Source organism: Psychrobacter sp. FDAARGOS_221 (assembly GCF_002313155.2).
GTDB lineage: Bacteria > Pseudomonadota > Gammaproteobacteria > Pseudomonadales > Moraxellaceae > Psychrobacter.
In genome coordinates, this window is the sequence record NZ_NWFK02000001.1 from 2335962 (window position 1) to 2355206 (window position 19245).

Sequence of the window (19245 nt, forward strand, 5' to 3'; positions counted from 1 at the left end):
TATACAAAAAGCTTAGTTTGAGGCACATATTCAGCTTAAGAGAGTCGTTATGACCAAAGCACAGCCCCTAACTCAGGCACAGTTGACGCAGTCAGCAAACCCATCTATACGTGGATTTGGTTTGATTGAGCTGATGATAGTTGTGCTGATAATGGCGCTGATAGCAGCAATTGCGCTGCCGAGTTATCAGCAGATTGAACGCGATAAATGGCAAACTCTAGCACAGCAGCAAGCATTACTGGTGGCAAATCAATTAAGTCGGTGGCAGTCAAAGCGTCTGAGTTATGCTGGCTTTGATGTGACCAAAGCAATGAGTAATGAGCAGGGAAAACTTTTACAACAGCAACCAGGGCTGCTTTACTTACCGATTGGCAGTGATGCCAGTAATTACTATTATTTATTGACCTTAAAAGGGGCGAGGGGCGCATTTGCTTTGAGTCAGCCTCAAACCAGTGGTAATGGTTGGCGTATGTCGCTCACGCCCAATCCACAGCAGCGAATAATGGCTGCGGCAGATACCTATTATCTAGACAGTGTGGGTCAGCGCTGCCGATTTGATAACCAAATGAGCACTATTAAAACTCAGCAAGGTACTGGGCAGATTGAGCAGCAGGCTAATGATCAGGATAGTAGTATCCAACTTGATATCAGTCAGCTGATAACCTGCACAGCCGAGCACAGTTGGTAGCACTCAATACGATTTGTACCCAAATACTTGCAGTGATAACCGTTCGACATAACTATTCTACATCCCTTATCTACATACCTTAAACCTAAATAACTATAAGGAAGTGCGATGAACAAAGGAAGTGCGATGAACACGCAACAAGGATTTACCCTAATTGAGCTAATGATAGTGGTTGCCATTGTCGGTATATTGGCGTTGGTTGCTATGCCGATGTATCAAAACTATGTGCGTCAAGCGGCTGACAGTGCCTGTTTGGCTGAGGCGCGTGGTTACGCTGGCGTGCAACTGATTACAGCGGCGCAAGGAGATAAAATGCCCGCTGTGAATTGGTCCGCTTGTTCACAAACGCCAGTGGGTGTGGTGCCAGCAGGATTGGCTCAAGGTCAAGCGTTAGAAGCCAATGCTTATTTGCCAACTGCAGATAGCCTAGTGGTAGCGCCAAGCTTTACCACTCAATCAGTAAAGCCGGGTAACTTTAAAGTGCAGTGCGTAGAGTCTGGCAGTTGCTATTTGTTAGATACTGAAGGGGCATTGCAAACTTGGATTAAGCCAGCGGCATTATAGAGAGTCTAGAGTAAAACTATTTTATAACTAAAAACAATAAGAGGCGGTTCAGTCGTTAAACTGAACCGCCTCTTACTTAATGGCGAGATATTTAGTGGCCCGTTTTTTATTTTAAACCGATATTTAAAACGGGCTGATATCTAACGCTCTAAATACTGGATCTTGCCTTCGACACCATCCCACTTTTCAGCATCAGGCATTGGACCATCCATTTCTGTAATGTTTGGCCACTCTTCGGCTAACTCAGCGTTCAGCTCAATAAACTCTTCCTGGCCCTTAGGCACTTCATCTTCAGAGAAAATAGCATTGGCTGGACACTCAGGCTCACAAAGAGCACAGTCAATACATTCATCAGGATGAATAACCAAGAAGTTAGGCCCTTCATAAAAGCAGTCCACAGGGCAGACTTCAACACAATCGGTGTATTTGCAGCGGATGCAATTATCAGTGACAACAAATGTCATAGCGAGCTACCTTAATCAAGATAAGTAAGTTGGGAGTAAAGTAAGGGATAAGATTTATTTTAGGGAGATATTTTACCCTGTTAATCATATTTTCACAAATTCGCATCAGTCAATTTTTATACGCTGTTTTAATTGATAAATTAAATCCAGTGCTTGCTTGGGCGTTAACTCATCAGGCTGTAGTTTATTAAGCTGATCAATAATGCGTTGTGCTGCCTGAGCCTTAGCATCTAAAGGCATTGATGCTGCTGACTCTGGTTGTTGGGTCACACTAGGTTCGTCGGCGTACAGGGGTAATTGATAATCCTGTTGCGGTTCTTGTGCCGCAGCTTTCTCAGTTATTGGTTGGCTATCGTCAGCATTAGCATAAGCTTTATCGAATTTAGCATTATTAGCGTTAGAGGTGAGTTGCAAATTGTCGGGCTGATCAATCACCCATTGAGTCAGCTGCTTTTGACGCTGTAAATAATGCTCGGCATTGATCAGTACTTCTTCGGGAATACCTGCCATTTTGGCAACATGAAGTCCAAAGCTTGAGCTGGCAGCGCCTTCTTTAATTTTGTGTAATAGCAGAAGTTGACCATCCACTTGGCTAGCAGCAACATGCACGTTTCTAATAGCAAGTGGCTGTTGATTTAGCGTATCTTCTTTTCCCGAATTTTCCGTATCACTATCTGCTAAAGAGTTTGATATGTGCTGCTCACTGAGTTTAGTAAGCTCAAAATAATGGGTAGCAAATAACGTCAAACTACCAAGATGACAGAGCTGGCGTGCACAAGCGTGGGCAATGGCTAATCCGTCGGTCGTTGAGGTGCCACGTCCTACCTCATCCATCAATACCAAAGAGCGATTGCTGGCGAGGTTTAAGATTTGGGCGGTTTCGATCATCTCGACCATAAAGGTTGATTTACCGCCGGCTAAGTCGTCGGCAGAGCCAATGCGTGTAAAGATACGGTCAATGTCGCCAATGATGGCTTCTGATGCCGGTACAAAGCTGCCACAGCAAGCAAGCAGTACAATTAACGCAGTTTGGCGCATATAGGTCGACTTACCGCCCATGTTGGGGCCGGTAATCAGTAGCAGGCGCTCTGGATTTTGGGCGGTGCCCAACTGGCAGTCGTTGGCAACAAAATGAGAAGCAGTACTGACTGCACTTGCTGAGCTTTGAACATTCGCAGTTGGCTGGCTCATGGCCTCGACCACTAAGTGGCGACCGTCTTTGATATCAAGATAGCTGGCGGTGGCGTCAAGTTGTGGACGTACCCAATTGTTTTCTTTTGCCAACAATGCCCAGTTTAGTAACACATCGATTTGAGCAATGGACGCGCTTAACTGTTGTAAGTAATGAAGCTGCTCACTTAGCTGTACCAGTAGCGCTTGGTATAGGGCTTTTTCACGAGCTAGGGCATTGGTTTGTGCTTCAAGATATTCGACTTCTAAGTTCTTCAGTGGCTCTGTGATAAAGCGCTCGCTATTCTTTAAGGTCTGGCGGCGAATAAACACATCAGGTGCGGTGCTGGCTTGTCCTTTTGGCAACTCAAAATAAAACCCACTGACCTTGTTAAAACCAACTTTAAGGCTGGGTAAACCATAGTCACGGCGGGCTTCTTCTGCCATCGCATCTAGTGTGTCTTGAATGTTGTCATGCAAGTGAACTAAGCGATCGAACTCGGCATCATAACCGGTGGCAATCATACCGCCATCACGAATATGTGCCGGTGGCTCAGCAACAATGGCCTGATCTAACAATGCTGCAATAGACTGCAGCGCCTGCTGTTGCTGCGGCAGACACGTCAGTAGCTGCGCCAATAAAGTTGGCGATCTTGTAGCGACACTATCTGAGCTATTAGGTGTTTCTATGTTTTCTAAAGACTTGCTATCTAATGATTCGCTATCTAATGGCTCGTCCTCATGGGACTCCAGTTGCAATGGTTCAAGCCCCAACTGTTCCAGTGCAGTTGCTAATTGTTGGCTACTATGAATGCTGTCTGCCAAGCGTCTTAAGTCACGTGGTTTAGCACTGTGCAGCCCAATACGGCTACTGATACGTTCTATATCAGCGATGCTTTGCAAGGCTTGAGTTAGTGGCGTTAAGTTAGCAGCAGAGGGCTGCTGCATAAACCATTCAACTGCATCCAAACGTGAGCTGAGTGTGGCCAATGCTGCTGATAGGCGCAGTGGTCGCTTTAGTTGATTGCTCAATAGACGCTTCCCCATAGCAGTCTGGCATTGGTTAACCACGCTTAGCAAGCTGGTACCAGTGGGACTGACTGGCGCAAACAGCTCAAGATTGCGGCTGCTGATATCATCAATAATCAGATAATCTGCGTCACGCTCAACGATGAGTTCAGTCAGTTGAGGCGTGTGTCTCTGCTGGGTTTGCTGAGCATAATGAATCAGCGCTGCAGTGGTAGTTTGCGCCACTGTACTGTCAGCAATACCAAGCCCTTCAAGGGTTTGCACATTAAACTGACGACAAATGGTTGCAACCGCATGAGTTGGATGAAAGTCACTGGCCGCGACACTGATGACAGGGCAGTACAGCGTATCTTGCAGCCAATGTCGCCACTCATCTGAGGTGTTTTCAGAGATAATAACTTCACTTGGCGCAAAGCGTGTCAGAACAGTGCTGATGCGTTGCTTTAACCACTGCTGATAAGTACTATTGGCATCACTAGAGGCTAGTGATTGATGATCTAATAAATCATCGATATCGATGGTTTGGGTACGAATGGTGCCGGCGTTGATGTCCATTTGGCTGACACCGACTTGCCATTTGCGCGCTTGAGCAGCAGTTGCCGTTTGTATATTTTTGCTAACGTTAAAGTCAATGGCAACCACGCTTGGGGTATGGTCTGGTGCAATCAGGGCATCATCGGTCAAAGTACCAGCGGTGAGGGTTTTTACCACTTCACGGCGCATAATACCTTTGCTAGCTGAGGCACTGGGCTTATCTGATGCACTGTCTTTTGATGTCGAATCGCTATCAGCGTCTGCTTCGATTTGCTCACAAATCACCACCGTTTCACCGGCTGCAATAAGGCGTGCCATATAGCTTTCTGCGGCATGAAACGGCACACCTGCCATGGCAATATTATTGCCTGCTTTATCGTTACCGCGGCGGGTTAGGGTGATATCCAAAATTTTGGCGGCCCGATAAGCATCTTCAAAAAATAGCTCGTAAAAGTCGCCCATACGGTATAGTAGTAGCGCGTGAGGGTATTGCGACTTTAGCGTCAGATACTGTACCATCATTGGCGTGTGGTCATTGAGGTCATACACATTGCCAGCAATGGTTATTAGGGTAGAATCATTTTTCAAAATTTGGCTGTTAGACATATTTTAAGGACTAATAAGTGTTAGATGAATATGAGAATGATGCAATCGATGTGGTGTGTTTTTAGTCAGATGTATTGTGTCAGGTCTATTGTATTGTCAATTATGCGCTCATTTTAACATGGCCAGTGAACATGAGCAGCTGTAAACAGGGCATCGTAGCAAATGTTGGTCTTAATAGGGGTTGTTATCTGTTATTTTTAATAAATAGTAAAAAAATTATGCTAGAGAATGTTTTGCCCTTGTATCTATCAATACTGTTACCATATATAATAAATAAAATTTTTTTTGGTCTGCACCTGAATATGCACGACTAAGTCGATAGGTAGGTCTACAAAGTTATGTTGTCAAAAATAATCGGAAGCGTCATTGGAACCAAAAACGATCGTGAGCTAAAGCGAATGCGTCAGATTGTCGCAAAAGTGAATGCTCAAGAAGAGGCGGTATCTGCCTTATCAGATGAACAGCTTCGGGATAAGACGGCAGAATTCAAAAGTCGCTTTGATGAAGGCGCAAGCCTTGACTCTTTATTACCTGAAGCCTTTGCGGTATGTCGTGAAGCCTCAAAGCGTGTGCTTGGCATGCGTCACTATGATGTGCAGATTATCGGTGGTATTACCTTACATGAAGGTAAAATTGCTGAGATGCGCACCGGTGAGGGTAAAACCCTGATGGCAACCCTAGCCATTTATCTAAACGCCATCAGTGGCAAAGGGGTACACGTTGTTACCGTTAACGATTATCTTGCTGCCCGTGATGCCGAGTTAAACCGTCCATTATTCGACTTCTTAGGTCTAACCGTTGGCGTCATTTACTCTCAGCAGCCGCCGCATGAAAAAGTGGAAGCCTATCAAGCCGATATCACTTATGGTACCAACAACGAGTACGGCTTTGATTATCTGCGCGATAACATGGTGTTTAGCTTAGCAGAAAAGAAACAGCGTGCCCTAAACTTTTGTATCATCGATGAAATTGACTCTATCTTAATCGATGAGGCGCGAACGCCGTTGATTATCTCAGGTCAGGCCGATGATTCTTCTGCAACCTATGCGCTGATTAACAACATTATTCCTCGTCTAACACGCTCAACCGATGAAGAAGCCAACAAAGAAAATGAAGACGGTGACTTCTGGATTGACGAAAAAAACCGCTCTATCGAAATTAGCGAAAAAGGCTATGAGAAGATTGAGTCATTCTTAATTGAAGTCGGTGAATTGGGCGAGAATGAAAGCTTATATAGCCCAACCCGTTTGCCCTTATTGGCACACGTGCAAGCAGCCATTCGTGCGCATCATATCTTCGTTAAAAACGTACACTATATCGTCGATAATGGCGAAGTTATCATTGTTGATGAAAACACCGGTCGTACTATGCCAGGTCGCCGCTGGTCAGATGGTCTACATCAGGCAGTAGAAGCCAAAGAGGGTGTTGAGATTCAAGCAGAAAACCAAACGCTTGCTACCACTACTTTCCAGAACTACTTCCGTCTTTATGAAAAGCTGTCGGGTATGACAGGTACGGCGGATACAGAAGCGGCAGAATTTAAATCAACTTATGACATTGATGTAGTGGTTATTCCTACCCACAAGCCGATTGCGCGTATTGATTTAGATGACCAAATCTTCTTAACCAAGCTGGGTAAATACAAAGGTATTATCCGCGAAATTCAAGAGATTCAAGCCAAAGGTGCACCTGTGTTGGTTGGTACCGCGACCATTGAAGCCAGTGAAGAGCTGTCTTATTTATTAGATCAAGCCGGTATCAAGCACAATGTATTGAACGCCAAGCAGCACGAGCGCGAAGCAGAAATCATTGCGCAGGCAGGTAGTCCAAAAGCGGTCACCATCGCCACTAACATGGCGGGTCGTGGTACCGATATTATCTTGGGCGGTAACTGGCAGGCGCAGATTGTTGATCCTGAAAACGTTAGCCCAGAAGAGATGGAACGCCTCAGACAAGCGTGGCAAAAGCGTCACGATGAGGTATTAGCTGCCGGTGGTCTACATATTATTGGTTCTGAGCGTCACGAATCTCGCCGTATTGATAACCAGTTGCGTGGTCGTGCGGGCCGTCAAGGTGACCCTGGTCAATCACGTTTCTTCTTATCACTAGAAGACGACTTAATGCGTATCTTCGCTGGTGATCGTGTGGTCAATATGATGCGCGCGATGGGCCTGAAAGAAGATGAGGCCATTGAGCACAAAATGGTATCTCGCTCTATTGAGAATGCGCAGGGTAAGGTTGAAAGCCGTGACTTTGATGCCCGTAAGAGCTTATTAAAATATGATGATGTCGCTAACGAACAGCGTAAAGTGATTTATGCACAGCGCGATGACTTGTTGGCAGAAGCCGATCTTAAAGAAGCCATCGAAGAGATGCACCGTGATGTGTATGATGCGCTAATCAGTCAGTTCGTACCGCCAGGATCGATTGATGATCAGTGGAATATTGACGGCTTAGAAGATGAGCTTGAAAGCGAATTTAAATACTACATGCCAATTAACGATTGGCTAGACGAAGACCGTCGCCTTGATGAAGATGGTCTGCGTGAGAAGATTATTAACACTGCCATTGAGCGCTATCGTCATCGCCGTGAGCAGATGACACCAGAGAATGCGGCTCAGCTTGAGCGTCATTTCATGCTACAAAGCTTAGACCGTCACTGGAAAGAGCATTTAACTCAAATGGATCAGCTGCGCAAAGGTATTCACTTACGTGGCTATGCTCAGAAGAACCCAGAGCAAGAGTATAAGCGTGAGTCGTTTGACTTGTTCCAGATGATGCTAGGTGCCATTAAGTCTGATACGGTACAAGATTTATCTCGTGTACATATCCCGACTAAAGAAGAGTTAGAGGCGATGGAAGCTGAACGTCAAGCACAGGCTGAGCGTCAGCGCATGATGTTTGAACATGATGAGCTAGACAGCTTGACCGGTGAGCGTCACAGTGACCCTGAAGTGGCTGCTTTAAATCAGCCGCAAGTCAATATGCAGATCAATGCGCAAAATGCCAATGCCGCTGCAGGTCAGGGTGCAGACGAGGGTGACAACCCTTATGCCGAACTGAATATTAGCCGTAACGCCCCATGTCCTTGTGGATCTGGATTGCGTTATAAGCAGTGTCATGGCAAAATTTCTTAGTCTGTGTTAATTAATAGGTCTTGTATATTTTTGATAGAAGACTGATAGCACATGAGCACGTACAACCGTGGTTATGTGCGACCCTTGCGTGATAATACGTAAAAATAAAGGATACTTATTATGATCCAAACCAAATCATTAAAGCTTATGCTGTGGGGCACTTTGTTTTCCGCTGTGATTGGTCTGAGTGCCTGTCAAAAAGAAACATCGGAAGAGACTGAGCCAACAGAAGAGGCTGAAGTAATGATGTCAGCTGAACCAGCTGAAGATAACGCGCCTGTTATTGTGGCAGACGACTTAGATGAAGTTGATGCACAGTCAGAAATGGCTGAAGAAGCCAGATCAGAGTCAGATACAGCCTCAGATATCGGTTTAGAGCAGTCTTCTGCGACGCCACCACCTGCGGCGCCGACTGAGCAGCCACGACCACAGTCTGATGCAGCAGAGCCTGCCGCGCAGCCAGAAGCTGAGTCACAACAGTAATCGTATTATTGTCTGCTGCTTTATTTTTATTACCTTGTCGTAGATCTCAAGCGATAACAGAAAATCGCTAGGCAAGGTTTTGACTGTATGTAGCATGACCAAAATGCACGACACCAAGATTTAAAGTGATTAAAAAAAAGCCCCGCAACCAAGTTGTGGGGCTTTTTTTATGCTTAGCGCATTTATGTATATCAGTATGTTAATTATTTATCCGTTAAATCATTATTGGCTAGGTTATTAACTGTGACATCACCTTGTTCTGCCACATCCAGCTCTTCGTGTTGTAGCTCAACATCAAAGCTTTCTTTATGCGTATGCACTGACTTTTCAATCGCAATATCTTGCACCGCATAGGTTTCTTTTTTAATCATAGCCACTTCACGAGACAACATAACCTCAATTGGGCCTTCATCTAAAGCTATTTGTTCGCCATTGACTGTAATTGAGGTTGTATTATTTAATACTGGTTCGATATGACGCACAATATCCGACTCATCGACATCCTGGCTTAACAGCTGTTTTGAGTCAGTATCATGGTATTGGGTCTCAATAACCAACACCTCTTCGGTGAGCTCTATTGGCACAGTGACCGTTTTAGTGCGGCGCTGCTTGCTGAGTTTGATTTGGCCAATGTTAAGACGTTCTTTATCGACTACCGCTCGTTCTTCTAATAGCTCTAGAGTATTTACCTCACCACTGTGTTGGCCAGTGTGTTGACCGGTTAGATTTGAGCGTGATTTTTGAATATCTGACTGCCGAAGGTTGGCATCATTGCTAACCAGCTTATTAGCTGTGCTGTCGCTATTAATATTTGAAGTGCTACTGCTAGTGCTTGAAGTACTGCTGATATTTGAGGTATGAGTTGAGCTGCTAGAGCCTAAGTTGGTGTCTACATAAGGCGAGGTTTCAACATGGTATCTAATGGTGCTGTTAGGCTGTCTGCTTAAGTTATTTGTGTTGGTATTATTGTCGTTATTGGCCATGGGAATGCCTCCAATATGATGTGTTATTAACGATATTATGCTCAATATTTATGATATTGTGATTTCATCCTATCGTATTAGCGGATGTCTCACTGTATGCTTTACTTATAAATCAAGTTAATAAAGGCTTAATGGTTCAAGTAGCTATATCAATCATCTGTATCAATGTTCCATATCAATCATTCATACCAGTGTAGTTATTTAACAACAGCATATAAAAGTAAAGCGCATAAAAAAGCCAGAGTAAATACCCTGGCTCTTTGCTAATTAAATTAGCGAATTACAATTTAGTTATTAACTGTTCGACTTACTTGCCGCGTGCAGCACGTACGTCATCAGCAGTAATGTCATCACGGTTTACGATATTACCTTCGCGGTCAACAACGTTGCCATCATGGTCAACATCAAGCTCTTCACGCTGGATAGTTTCATGGATGGTTTGAGTGTGATGTTCAGTGGTTTTACCAACGTTGATCTCTTCAGTAACGTAAGTTTCTTTACCAACGCGAGCACGTTCTGCTTCTAGCTCTACTTGAATTGAGTCAGCACCTGCGTCATCACCAATTTTACGATCAGTACGACGGTTAACATCAGTACGCTCAATGTGTGCATGCTCTTCTTCAAGATCCACATCTACTTTACGATCTTCAGTTACCACGTGCTTACCAACGCTTACTAGGCCAGCAACGATACGATCTTTATTTACTGTTAGACGTTCTTCTAGTAGCTCTAGCATATTTGGTGCGTTGTAGTAATCTTCTTTTAGCTCAACACGCTCTTGCTCTGGTACAGTGTCAGCAACGAATGCAGCACGGTCTTTCTTAGTTTGCTCTTCATAGCTGTAGTTATAATCATGATCATACTCTTCCATTGCTTCAACTTGTGCTTTGGTTAAGCTGTCGAAGAACACATCATCACCAACGATACGGGCAAGACCTGCTGGTACTAATACTTCTTTTGATGAAAACCAACCGCCAGCGTCAACGATTAAATAACGAATACGTGCAGTGGCTTCTTCTACTAAAGCGCCTTCTACATTACCGATTTTTTCTTCACCGGCGCCATAAGCATTTTTGCCAGTTGGATCAAAGTAATCATCACCAATTAGATCACGATGGTTTGATTGGATGTCTTTTAAACGAATTAGCTGACTCATTATAATGTTCCTTTTATTAGTGAATGTATTTGTAACTGTTTAACGAACTTTTTATCGGAAATTCTAATATTCAATCGATCATCAAGTTGAATAATCTATTTTCAAAAACCCATCCTCAAATTTAATAACCCTCAAACTTAATAACAAATTGATTGTTATATTTAATATTTATAAATTCTTATTTTAAATTTCAGAAGAACTTTTAAATATCTAAAGTTAAAAATGAGGTTTTTGTTCCTTGCCTCGATGACTTGGTAACTAGACTAACAACTGGATTTGGTCTTTTATATAGTAAGCAGGTATCACTCTATTAAGGCGCGTAAAATCATGTAATAGGGTGTAATTGAGCTAACATACCCCGTTATCAGCTTTACATTTCTTCACTATGATTAAGGCTTTTATTTATTGTATGGCACAAAAAAAAGGAGCCTCTCAATGAGAGACTCCCTTGTGACACTATGATGTCAGTTCGATGAAAGCTTAAATAAACTTAAGCCAGTTCAATGGCAACTGCAACCGCTTCACCGCCGCCGATACATAGTGAGGCAACGCCTTTTTTGCCGCCAGTACGTTTTAGTGAGTTGATTAAAGTCACTAAGATACGAGCGCCAGAACAGCCAACAGGGTGACCTAGTGCACAAGCACCGCCTTCGATGTTTACTTTTTCATGTGGGATGTTTAGCTCGTCCATAGCAGCCATAGTCACCATAGCGAAAGCTTCGTTAATTTCCCATAGATCGACATCGTCTACTGACCAACCGGCTTTATCCAATACTTTTTCGATTGAACCAATTGGTGCAATAGTGAACTCAGAAGGATGACGTGAGTGAGTCGCCGTTGAGATGATGCGTGCTTCAATATTGAAGCCTTTGTCTTTAGCTGTTTGCTCAGAAGTCACAACTACAGCTGCCGCACCATCAGAGATAGAGCTGGCGTTGGCCGCAGTAATGGTACCGTCTTTAGCGAAAGCAGGACGAAGCGTTGGGATACGCTCAGCATTGGCTTTTGGCGGCTGACCATCGGTATCAACAACCACTTCACCTTTACGGGTCTTAACGGTTACTGGTGTGATTTCGTCTTTGAAATGACCTTCTTTAATCGCAGTTAATGCACGGTTTAAAGACTCAATAGCAAAGTCGTCCATCTGCTCACGAGTATAGCCTTTTTCATCCGCCATTTCTTGGGCGAACTGACCCATTAGCTTGCCAGTATCGGCATCTTCAAGACCGTCTAGGAACATGTGGTCTTTCACTTCTTTGTGACCCATGCGGAAGCCTTGACGTGCTTGTGGCAAGATGTAAGGTGCATTGGTCATCGATTCCATACCACCTGCAACAATAATATCAGCGCTGCCAGCTTTAATTGCGTCATGGGCTTGCATCACTGCTTTAAGGCCTGAGCCACAAAGCTTGTTGATGGTCACTGCGCCAGTGCTGTCTGGGATACCTGCGTTACGCATGGCTTGACGGGCAGGGCCTTGGCCGATACCAGCAGTCAGAATACAACCCATGATAACTTCATCAATCTCTTCTGGTTTAACGCCAGCACGCTCTACAGCTGCTTTGATAGCCGTTGCACCTAGAGTTGGTGAGGTTACACCTGCTAGATCACCTTGAAAGCCGCCCATAGGGGTACGAGCGCCACTTACAATAACAATTGAATCTGATGACATAATTTTTATCCTTATCGTTGACAGGGTATTTAGGTTTAATGTATCGCAGTATGCCTTGGGTAAGGGTAACTGCGATTGTTGTGCTTAGAGCCAGTTATAAATCCTTTAATCTAGCTCATTAAGACGAATACGCACCACATCTGTCGTAATAGCATCCAAAGCCTCAATCTTATTAATGGCGACATTCATCTGACTTTCAATAACTGGCAAGGTCAAAATGATAATTGGCACTTGCCCTTTTTGATGCGCAGGCTTTTGTAAGATGGCATCAATATTGATACCAGCATCACTTAGGATGCGGGTCACATCAGCTAACACACCTGGGGTATCAGTGGCTTGCAGGCGCAAATAGTAACCAGTCACCATTTGATCGGCTGGCAAGATAGGCGTGTCAGATAACTGATTTGGTATAAAGGCCAGGTGCGGGACATGATGGCCATCTTCGACTGTCAATACACGTACTAAGTCCATCACGTCTGCCATAACGGCTGAGGCAGTCGCACCAGCACCGGCGCCATCGCCATAATATAGGGTCTGACCCAGAGGATGTGAGTTGACCAGTACCGCATTTCTAACGCCGTTTACATTGGCCAGTAGCTTGTCTTCTGGGATAAGGGTTGGATGGACACGCAGCTCAATGCCAGTTGCTTTTTTGTCCACGCCATTATCTGTAGCGTCAGACTGATCGTCATAACGACGCACCGCAAAGCCCAAATGCTTAATACGATAGCCCAGCTCTTCGGCATAGGTCACATCTTGCAAGGTGATATTGGTAATGCCTTCACAGTAGACTTTGTCAAACTGAAGCGGAATACCAAAAGCAATAGATGCCAGCAGTGTTAATTTATGCGCTGCATCAATGCCTTCCACATCAAAGGTAGGATCCGCTTCTGCATAGCCTAGAGCTTGCGCTTCGGCCAATACATCATCAAAGTCGCGGCCTTTATCACGCATCTCAGACATAATAAAGTTGCCAGTACCGTTAATAATACCGGTGAGCCAATCGACTTTGTTGGCGGCAAGCGCTTCGCGCATCACTTTAATAATAGGGATGCCACCAGCGACCGCGGCTTCATAGGCGACATGGACTTGATGCTCATCGGCTAAGGCAAAGATTTCATTGCCATGCTCAGCAAGTAAGGCTTTGTTGGCGGTGACCACATGTTTGCCATTTTTGATGGCATGGGTAATCACGTCCTTGGCAACGGTCAATCCACCAATCACTTCAACCACAATATCTACATCATCACTTTCGGCAATGGCCATCAAATCACTGCTTTGTTTGATCGCAGGATCAATATCATCACGCTGACGGCGGGTGCCGACTTGGGTGATGACAATATTGTGGCCGCTGCGTCTTTTTAATTCTAATAAGTTATCTTTTAAAAGGTCTAAGACACCTGTGCCCACAGTGCCTAGTCCTAATATAGCCAGTCTAATAGATTTACTCACGGTATCCTCAGTTATGTTATTAAGCTTTATATCGGGTATGAAAGCTATCCAGTATTAAATATAAAGTATTAAAATAGTTAGAAATTCTGATTTAAACAAATCATAGACAGAGCAAACAGCAACCGGTCAAATATTGAACGCCCCCGGTTTTTACATCGTATTTATATTAGCAGTCATTGCAAGATGAATAAAGTATTAACTGACTCGATTAAGCTAACCTATAAAGCCTGATATCAACCCATTTGGGCGGACATCAGGCCAGTTCTTGTCTGTCTCTATATGACTTATGTTTTACTGCTGGTTGGCAATGGCTGCTTTTGCCAATTCCTTGGCAGGTAAATAGCCCCCAATTTGATAGCCAGATTCGGTAAAGATAGCAGGTGTACCAGACACACCCAAGCGTCTACCCAGCTCAATGTGTGATTGCACAGGGCTGTCACAGGTTGGTGCAGACAGTGCTTGACCAGACTTAGCTTTGTCCATCGCGGCAATACGATCTTCGCTACACCAAATGCTGTTCATTTTTGGAATACTGGCTTCGCTACGTGGCCAAGCCAAATAACGTACTTCGATGCCTTGCGCATTAATGTCAGCCATCTCTGAATGCAGCTTGGTGCAATAAGGGCAGTCAGCATCGGTAAAGGCATAGACCACGGCTTTGGTGTCACCTTTGGCAGGATAAATAATCAGCTCGTCTTTATCGACGGCAGCCAACTCCTCTTTGGCAATATCAGCGACCAAGTCAGAGCGTATATCTACCGGTTGTGCTTGACCAATCTCAATAATTTGACCCTGAACAACGTAGCGGCCTTGCTTGTCACTAAAAAAGTCAGGCATGCCATCAGCAGTTACCCAGTACATACCTTCCATTTTGGTTGGAATAGCAGATAAGATTTTTTGCTCGTAACCTGAGGCTTTGAAGTTGGCTTCTAGTGCAGCAACCACTTCAGGATCAGATTGCCCATCTGTGCTAACTGCAGCGGCTTTAGTTGAGCTGGTCGACGCACTGGTGTTGGATTCAGTATTGGGGCTGTTACAGCCAATCAAAACGCTGCTGATAGAAAAGGTTATTAAAAAAGTTTTTAACATTTTGTGTTTGGTGTAACCAGTCATTGTGTGTCCTTTAAGATAAGCTTTCAAAGTATAGATAAGATGATAAGTAAATTAAGATAGTTAACTTCCCAATCTATTAACTAGATATTCAGTTTATACTTGAGATAGTACCTTTTATAGTTATTTAGTTTATTATTGCCAAGTGTAGCATATTCTTTTTCCAGTAGTATTAAGGTCTGAGAAATTCTGATAACACGGTTATATTATTAAGAGTGGCTGATCTAGGGTGAAAAATACAGACTTTAATTGGAACATAAAAAAACAGCTACCAAGAAGGTAGCTGTTAATCAGAGATCATAAGCTAAATATTTTTCTATAGGGATTACAGGAAATTCCAAGTTGTTATAAGTATTTCTATTGTCATCATTATAGCGTACAGTTTGCTGTGTACTGATTACCATCTTCCCATTGAATAGAAAATACAGCATAGTCTGCTTTTGTGTGCCAGCCTATAGTTGCATTTGGATTCAATTCATCTACATATAGTGCACCAGAACCTGAAACTTGACGATATAAGGTCAAGGGTTGGTTGTCTAGTTCTACATCAGGAAAGCTTGCTTTCATACGTACTACAGAGCTATTAGCATAATCAACAACAACATTACCGCTATTATCACAAGTATAATTAATCGGTGTCATAACTTGAGTGCTATGAGGCGATCTTTTCTCATAAGTGTTAGGAATGCTGTCAGCATCATATACTCTACTACTGCCAATACCACCCGATGTACATGAAGTTATTAGTGCGATAGTAGGTAACAGGATTAAAAATTTTGTTGAGAACTTCATTATTTCTGCCTCTTAGAGTCGTAAGTTATGAATAGATTGAAAATTTATACTGCTAACTTGTTATTGGGGCTATCCTAATAACAATTCTAAAATAAGATATTTCAAATATTTTTGAAAGTCTTTGATAATTATATACACAAAAAACATACTGGATATTCAATAAATTTTTTCGTTAAGATTTATATTAGTAGTTATTGAAGTCAATATAAAACCTATATTAGCTGTCCTAGAAACTGATTCCAACTCTGTTTAACCCATTTTTAATGCACTTAAATTCGACTTTGGGACACTGTGATTAAAACGTCACTCAGATTTCTTTAAATAAAAAAGTGAGTGCTTTTTTACAGACAGTTAAAATTACTCAAATGCTGTTTAACCTAACTCGAGAAGCTTTCTATTATATTAATATGATTTTATGATTAACGAAAGTTTCAAAGTGATTAATACGATATTGAGCGGTTTTAGTATATAGAAGTAATAACCACCTTGGAGTCTTATTGATAGCATTCAAACTTGCTGCAATTCTCACTGTAGAACTTTCAATAAGTGATTCAATTAGCTTATTTTGTTTATACTAATTGACTTTTCTCATTATGTTATCCTGAATATTTTCATTTATCTAGGGCGACTTCAAACATCACAAACCTCTAGTCCAGCATAAAGCTTATTTGGTTGCACGTGGCGGCAGGCCGGTATGCTGGGTCTGGAAGTTGCCTTTTTTGACCTGCTTGCCTTGTGAACGCTTGTTGGTTGCCGATTTGCCAGCCGATGCAGATTTGTTTCTACGCTTCGCTGAATCTGAGCCAACACGGCTGTTCTTTTTACGCGCCGATTGATAGGTATCCTGACTGTCTCTACCTTCAAGACGCGCATTAAATGGCGGAATCAAACAGTGACGCGCGGTACCAATTAAGTCTTCACGACCTAAGCGTTTAAGCGCAGCACGTAGCATGGCCCAGTTTTTAGGATCATGATAGCGTAAGAAAGCTTTATGCAATTTACGCTGCTTGCCTGATTTGACAATCTCAACATCACCACCTTCACGCGTCACCTTGTGCAGCGGGTCTTTATGGGTGTGATACATGGTCGTTGCTGTCGCCATTGGGCTTGGGTAGAAAGCCTGTACTTGGTCGGTTCTAAAGTCATTACGCTTTAGCCACAGCGCCAGATTCATCATGTCTTCATCAGTGGTGCCTGGATGCGCGGCGATAAAGTAAGGAATCAAATACTGCTCTTTGCCAGCTTCTTGACTGTACTGCTCAAACATTTGTTTGAACTTGTCATACGAGCCCATGCCGGGTTTCATCATTTTTGATAGCACGTTGGTTTCAGAGTGCTCAGGCGCAATTTTCAGATAGCCACCCACGTGATGGGTGACCAACTCTTTGACATATTCTGGATCTTTTACTGCCAAGTCGTAACGTAGACCGGAGGCAATTAAGATCTTCTTAATGCCTTTGATATCACGTGCTTTACGATACAGTTTGGTCAAATTACTGTGATCGGTAATGAGGTTTTCACAGATATCTGGATAGACGCAAGAGGGCTTACGGCAATGCTTTTCAATCTTCTCATCTTTACAGCTGAGGCGATACATATTAGCGGTCGGACCACCCAAATCTGAAATCACACCGGTAAAGTTTGGCGCGGTATCACGAATGGCTTCCACTTCGCGCAAGATAGACTCTTCTGAGCGGTTTTGAATGATACGGCCTTCATGCTCAGTGATAGAGCAGAAGGTACAGCCGCCAAAACAGCCGCGCATGATATTGACCGAAAACTTGATCATATCAAATGCTGGAATACGCGCATCGCCATAGCTTGGATGCGGCACACGGGCATAAGGCAGGTCAAACACATAATCCATTTCTTCCGTTGATAACGGAATCGGTGGCGGGTTTAACCACACATCAATATCAGTGCGAGAGTTACCGCCACCTGTGCCGTGCCGTTGTACTAAAGCACGCGCATTACCTGGGTTGGTTTCCAAGTGCAAAATACGGTTGGCATGCGCATACAGTACCGGATCTGATTTAACTTGTTCATAATCAGGTAAGCGAATGACGGTTTTTTCACGTGGTGGCAGCTTTAGTTTGTGCTTACGTGCTGATTTGCGCGCTTCAGTTTTTTCATTTTCTTTGGCATCAGCTTGTTGTGAGTCTGTGTCTTCAAGACCGACCATCTTCACCACTTGCACATCGTCGTTGACTTGGTCGGCGTTGATGACTTTGTTGTCCACTTTTTCAGCGACAAAGCCTTTATATTGACGCTCCATGGCTGATAAGCTTTCGGTTACTTTGCTCTCAGTGTTGCCTTTTTCTTTTTCAATGGAGCAGCTGTCTAAGTCTTCGGTCATCACGTAGGGGTTGATAATCGGGTCAACACGTCCAACAGTGTCCACATCGTTACTGGCCACTTCAACCATATCCGCTTTCCAGTGACGACGTGATGGCGTTAATAAGTAAGCCGTCCCACGCAAATCACTCATCTGCTCAAAGGTATACCCCTTTGACAAGCCATGCACCAAGTCCACAATGGCGCGCTCAGCATTACCATAGGTCAGCACATCGGCACGACTGTCGAGCAAAATACTGCGGCGCACTTTATCTGACCAATAATCATAATGGGCGATACGGCGCAGACTGCCTTCGATGCCACCTAGAATAATCGGCACATCGGGATACGCTTCACGGCAACGCTGACTGTACACAATCGCCGCACGATCGGGACGCTTGTCAGGCGCATTATTTGGCGAGTAGGCATCATCACTGCGAATACGGCGATCAGCGGTATAGCGGTTAATCATGCTGTCCATATTACCGGCGGTCACGCCATAGGCGTATACTGGCTTGCCCAGTTCCATGAACGCATCTTTACTGGTCCAATCCGGCTGAGCAATGATACCAACACGGAAGCCTTGAGCTTCTAATAGGCGACCAATAATCGCCATACCAAAGCTTGGATGGTCGACATAGGCGTCGCCTGAGACAATAATCACATCACAAGCATCCCAGCCCAGCTCGTCCATTTCGGCACGGCTCATCGGCAAGAAAGGGGCAGGATCGTAGCAACTTGCCCAGTGCTTATCGTAGTCGTATAAAGGAGTCACGCCTTGTTTAAAGGCAGTGCGGGCGATGGTTTCAGCAGACATGGAAATAACCTAGGTAATAATTGAAATAAACAAAAGAGAGTAATAGAAGTCGAACAGACAAAGAGAAAAGAGAGGTGATATAAAATATCGCTCATTTTACCATGAATCACCCTCAAGTTGGGCGTTATCTGTAACTGTTGATTGCGGAGCTGATCCCGCTTTTCGCTTGTATCTGCTTTGCTCATGGCGTGCGGACTATCGTGGCTAAGTGCATTGCTGTTACCTCGACACTGCCCCTAGCCACAGTCCGCATC

The 19245-nt window shown here is 43.9% G+C and carries 13 protein-coding genes; 4 read left to right on the top strand and 9 right to left on the bottom strand.

Annotated elements, in window-relative coordinates; translation table 11 throughout:
- Positions 1 to 49 precede the first annotated feature (49 nt).
- Positions 50 to 688, top strand: a complete 639-nt coding sequence (locus A6J60_RS13650; RefSeq protein ID WP_096065830.1) for a type IV pilin protein — start codon at positions 50 to 52, stop codon at positions 686 to 688.
- 108 nt (positions 689 to 796) lie between these two features.
- Positions 797 to 1252, top strand: coding sequence for a pilin (locus A6J60_RS13680; protein WP_413772365.1), 456 nt, complete (start codon positions 797 to 799; stop codon positions 1250 to 1252).
- A gap of 140 nt (positions 1253 to 1392) precedes the next feature.
- Here the strand turns inward: A6J60_RS13680 and fdxA are convergent, their stop codons facing one another.
- Positions 1393 to 1716 carry a ferredoxin FdxA gene (gene fdxA, locus A6J60_RS09835; RefSeq protein WP_096065832.1) on the bottom strand — a complete coding sequence of 108 codons (324 nt, stop codon included), beginning with the start codon at positions 1714 to 1716 and terminating at the stop codon, positions 1393 to 1395.
- Positions 1717 to 1821: 105 nt separating this feature from the next.
- Positions 1822 to 4971 carry a DNA mismatch repair protein MutS gene (gene mutS, locus A6J60_RS09840; RefSeq protein ID WP_413772384.1) on the bottom strand — a complete coding sequence of 1050 codons (3150 nt, stop codon included), beginning with the start codon at positions 4969 to 4971 and terminating at the stop codon, positions 1822 to 1824.
- Positions 4972 to 5393: 422 nt separating this feature from the next.
- On the opposite strand from mutS, the gene secA reads away from it, so the two are divergent.
- Together secA and A6J60_RS09850 are read left to right on the top strand one after the other, a co-directional pair.
- A complete protein-coding gene (gene secA, locus A6J60_RS09845; protein WP_096065834.1) occupies positions 5394 to 8192 on the top strand; it encodes a preprotein translocase subunit SecA in 2799 nt (932 codons plus the stop codon).
- Between the two features lie 120 nt (positions 8193 to 8312).
- Positions 8313 to 8675, top strand: coding sequence for a hypothetical protein (locus tag A6J60_RS09850; RefSeq protein WP_096065835.1), 363 nt, complete (start codon positions 8313 to 8315; stop codon positions 8673 to 8675).
- A gap of 203 nt (positions 8676 to 8878) precedes the next feature.
- Here A6J60_RS09850 and A6J60_RS09855 read toward each other — a convergent pair whose 3' ends face one another.
- The 7 genes from A6J60_RS09855 to A6J60_RS09885 form a co-directional block, all read right to left on the bottom strand.
- Positions 8879 to 9658, bottom strand: coding sequence for a YsnF/AvaK domain-containing protein (locus A6J60_RS09855; RefSeq protein ID WP_096065836.1), 780 nt, complete (start codon positions 9656 to 9658; stop codon positions 8879 to 8881).
- 307 nt (positions 9659 to 9965) lie between these two features.
- Positions 9966 to 10814 (bottom strand): DUF2382 domain-containing protein, encoded by an 849-nt coding sequence (locus tag A6J60_RS09860; protein WP_096065837.1) that lies wholly within the window; start codon positions 10812 to 10814, stop codon positions 9966 to 9968.
- A 490-nt stretch (positions 10815 to 11304) separates the two neighbouring features.
- Positions 11305 to 12486 carry a thiolase family protein gene (locus A6J60_RS09865; protein ID WP_096065838.1) on the bottom strand — a complete coding sequence of 394 codons (1182 nt, stop codon included), beginning with the start codon at positions 12484 to 12486 and terminating at the stop codon, positions 11305 to 11307.
- A 105-nt stretch (positions 12487 to 12591) separates the two neighbouring features.
- On the bottom strand, positions 12592 to 13938 hold the full coding sequence (locus tag A6J60_RS09870) for a homoserine dehydrogenase (protein ID WP_096065839.1): 1347 nt from the start codon (positions 13936 to 13938) through the stop codon (positions 12592 to 12594).
- Between the two features lie 291 nt (positions 13939 to 14229).
- Complete coding sequence (locus A6J60_RS09875) at positions 14230 to 15027, bottom strand: DsbC family protein (protein ID WP_193778104.1); 798 nt, start codon at positions 15025 to 15027, stop codon at positions 14230 to 14232.
- A gap of 390 nt (positions 15028 to 15417) precedes the next feature.
- Positions 15418 to 15840: an MliC family protein gene (locus A6J60_RS09880; protein ID WP_096065841.1), complete on the bottom strand. Its 423-nt coding sequence runs from the start codon at positions 15838 to 15840 to the stop codon at positions 15418 to 15420.
- Positions 15841 to 16504: 664 nt separating this feature from the next.
- Positions 16505 to 18991 carry a YgiQ family radical SAM protein gene (locus A6J60_RS09885; protein WP_096065842.1) on the bottom strand — a complete coding sequence of 829 codons (2487 nt, stop codon included), beginning with the start codon at positions 18989 to 18991 and terminating at the stop codon, positions 16505 to 16507.
- Positions 18992 to 19245 lie beyond the last annotated feature (254 nt).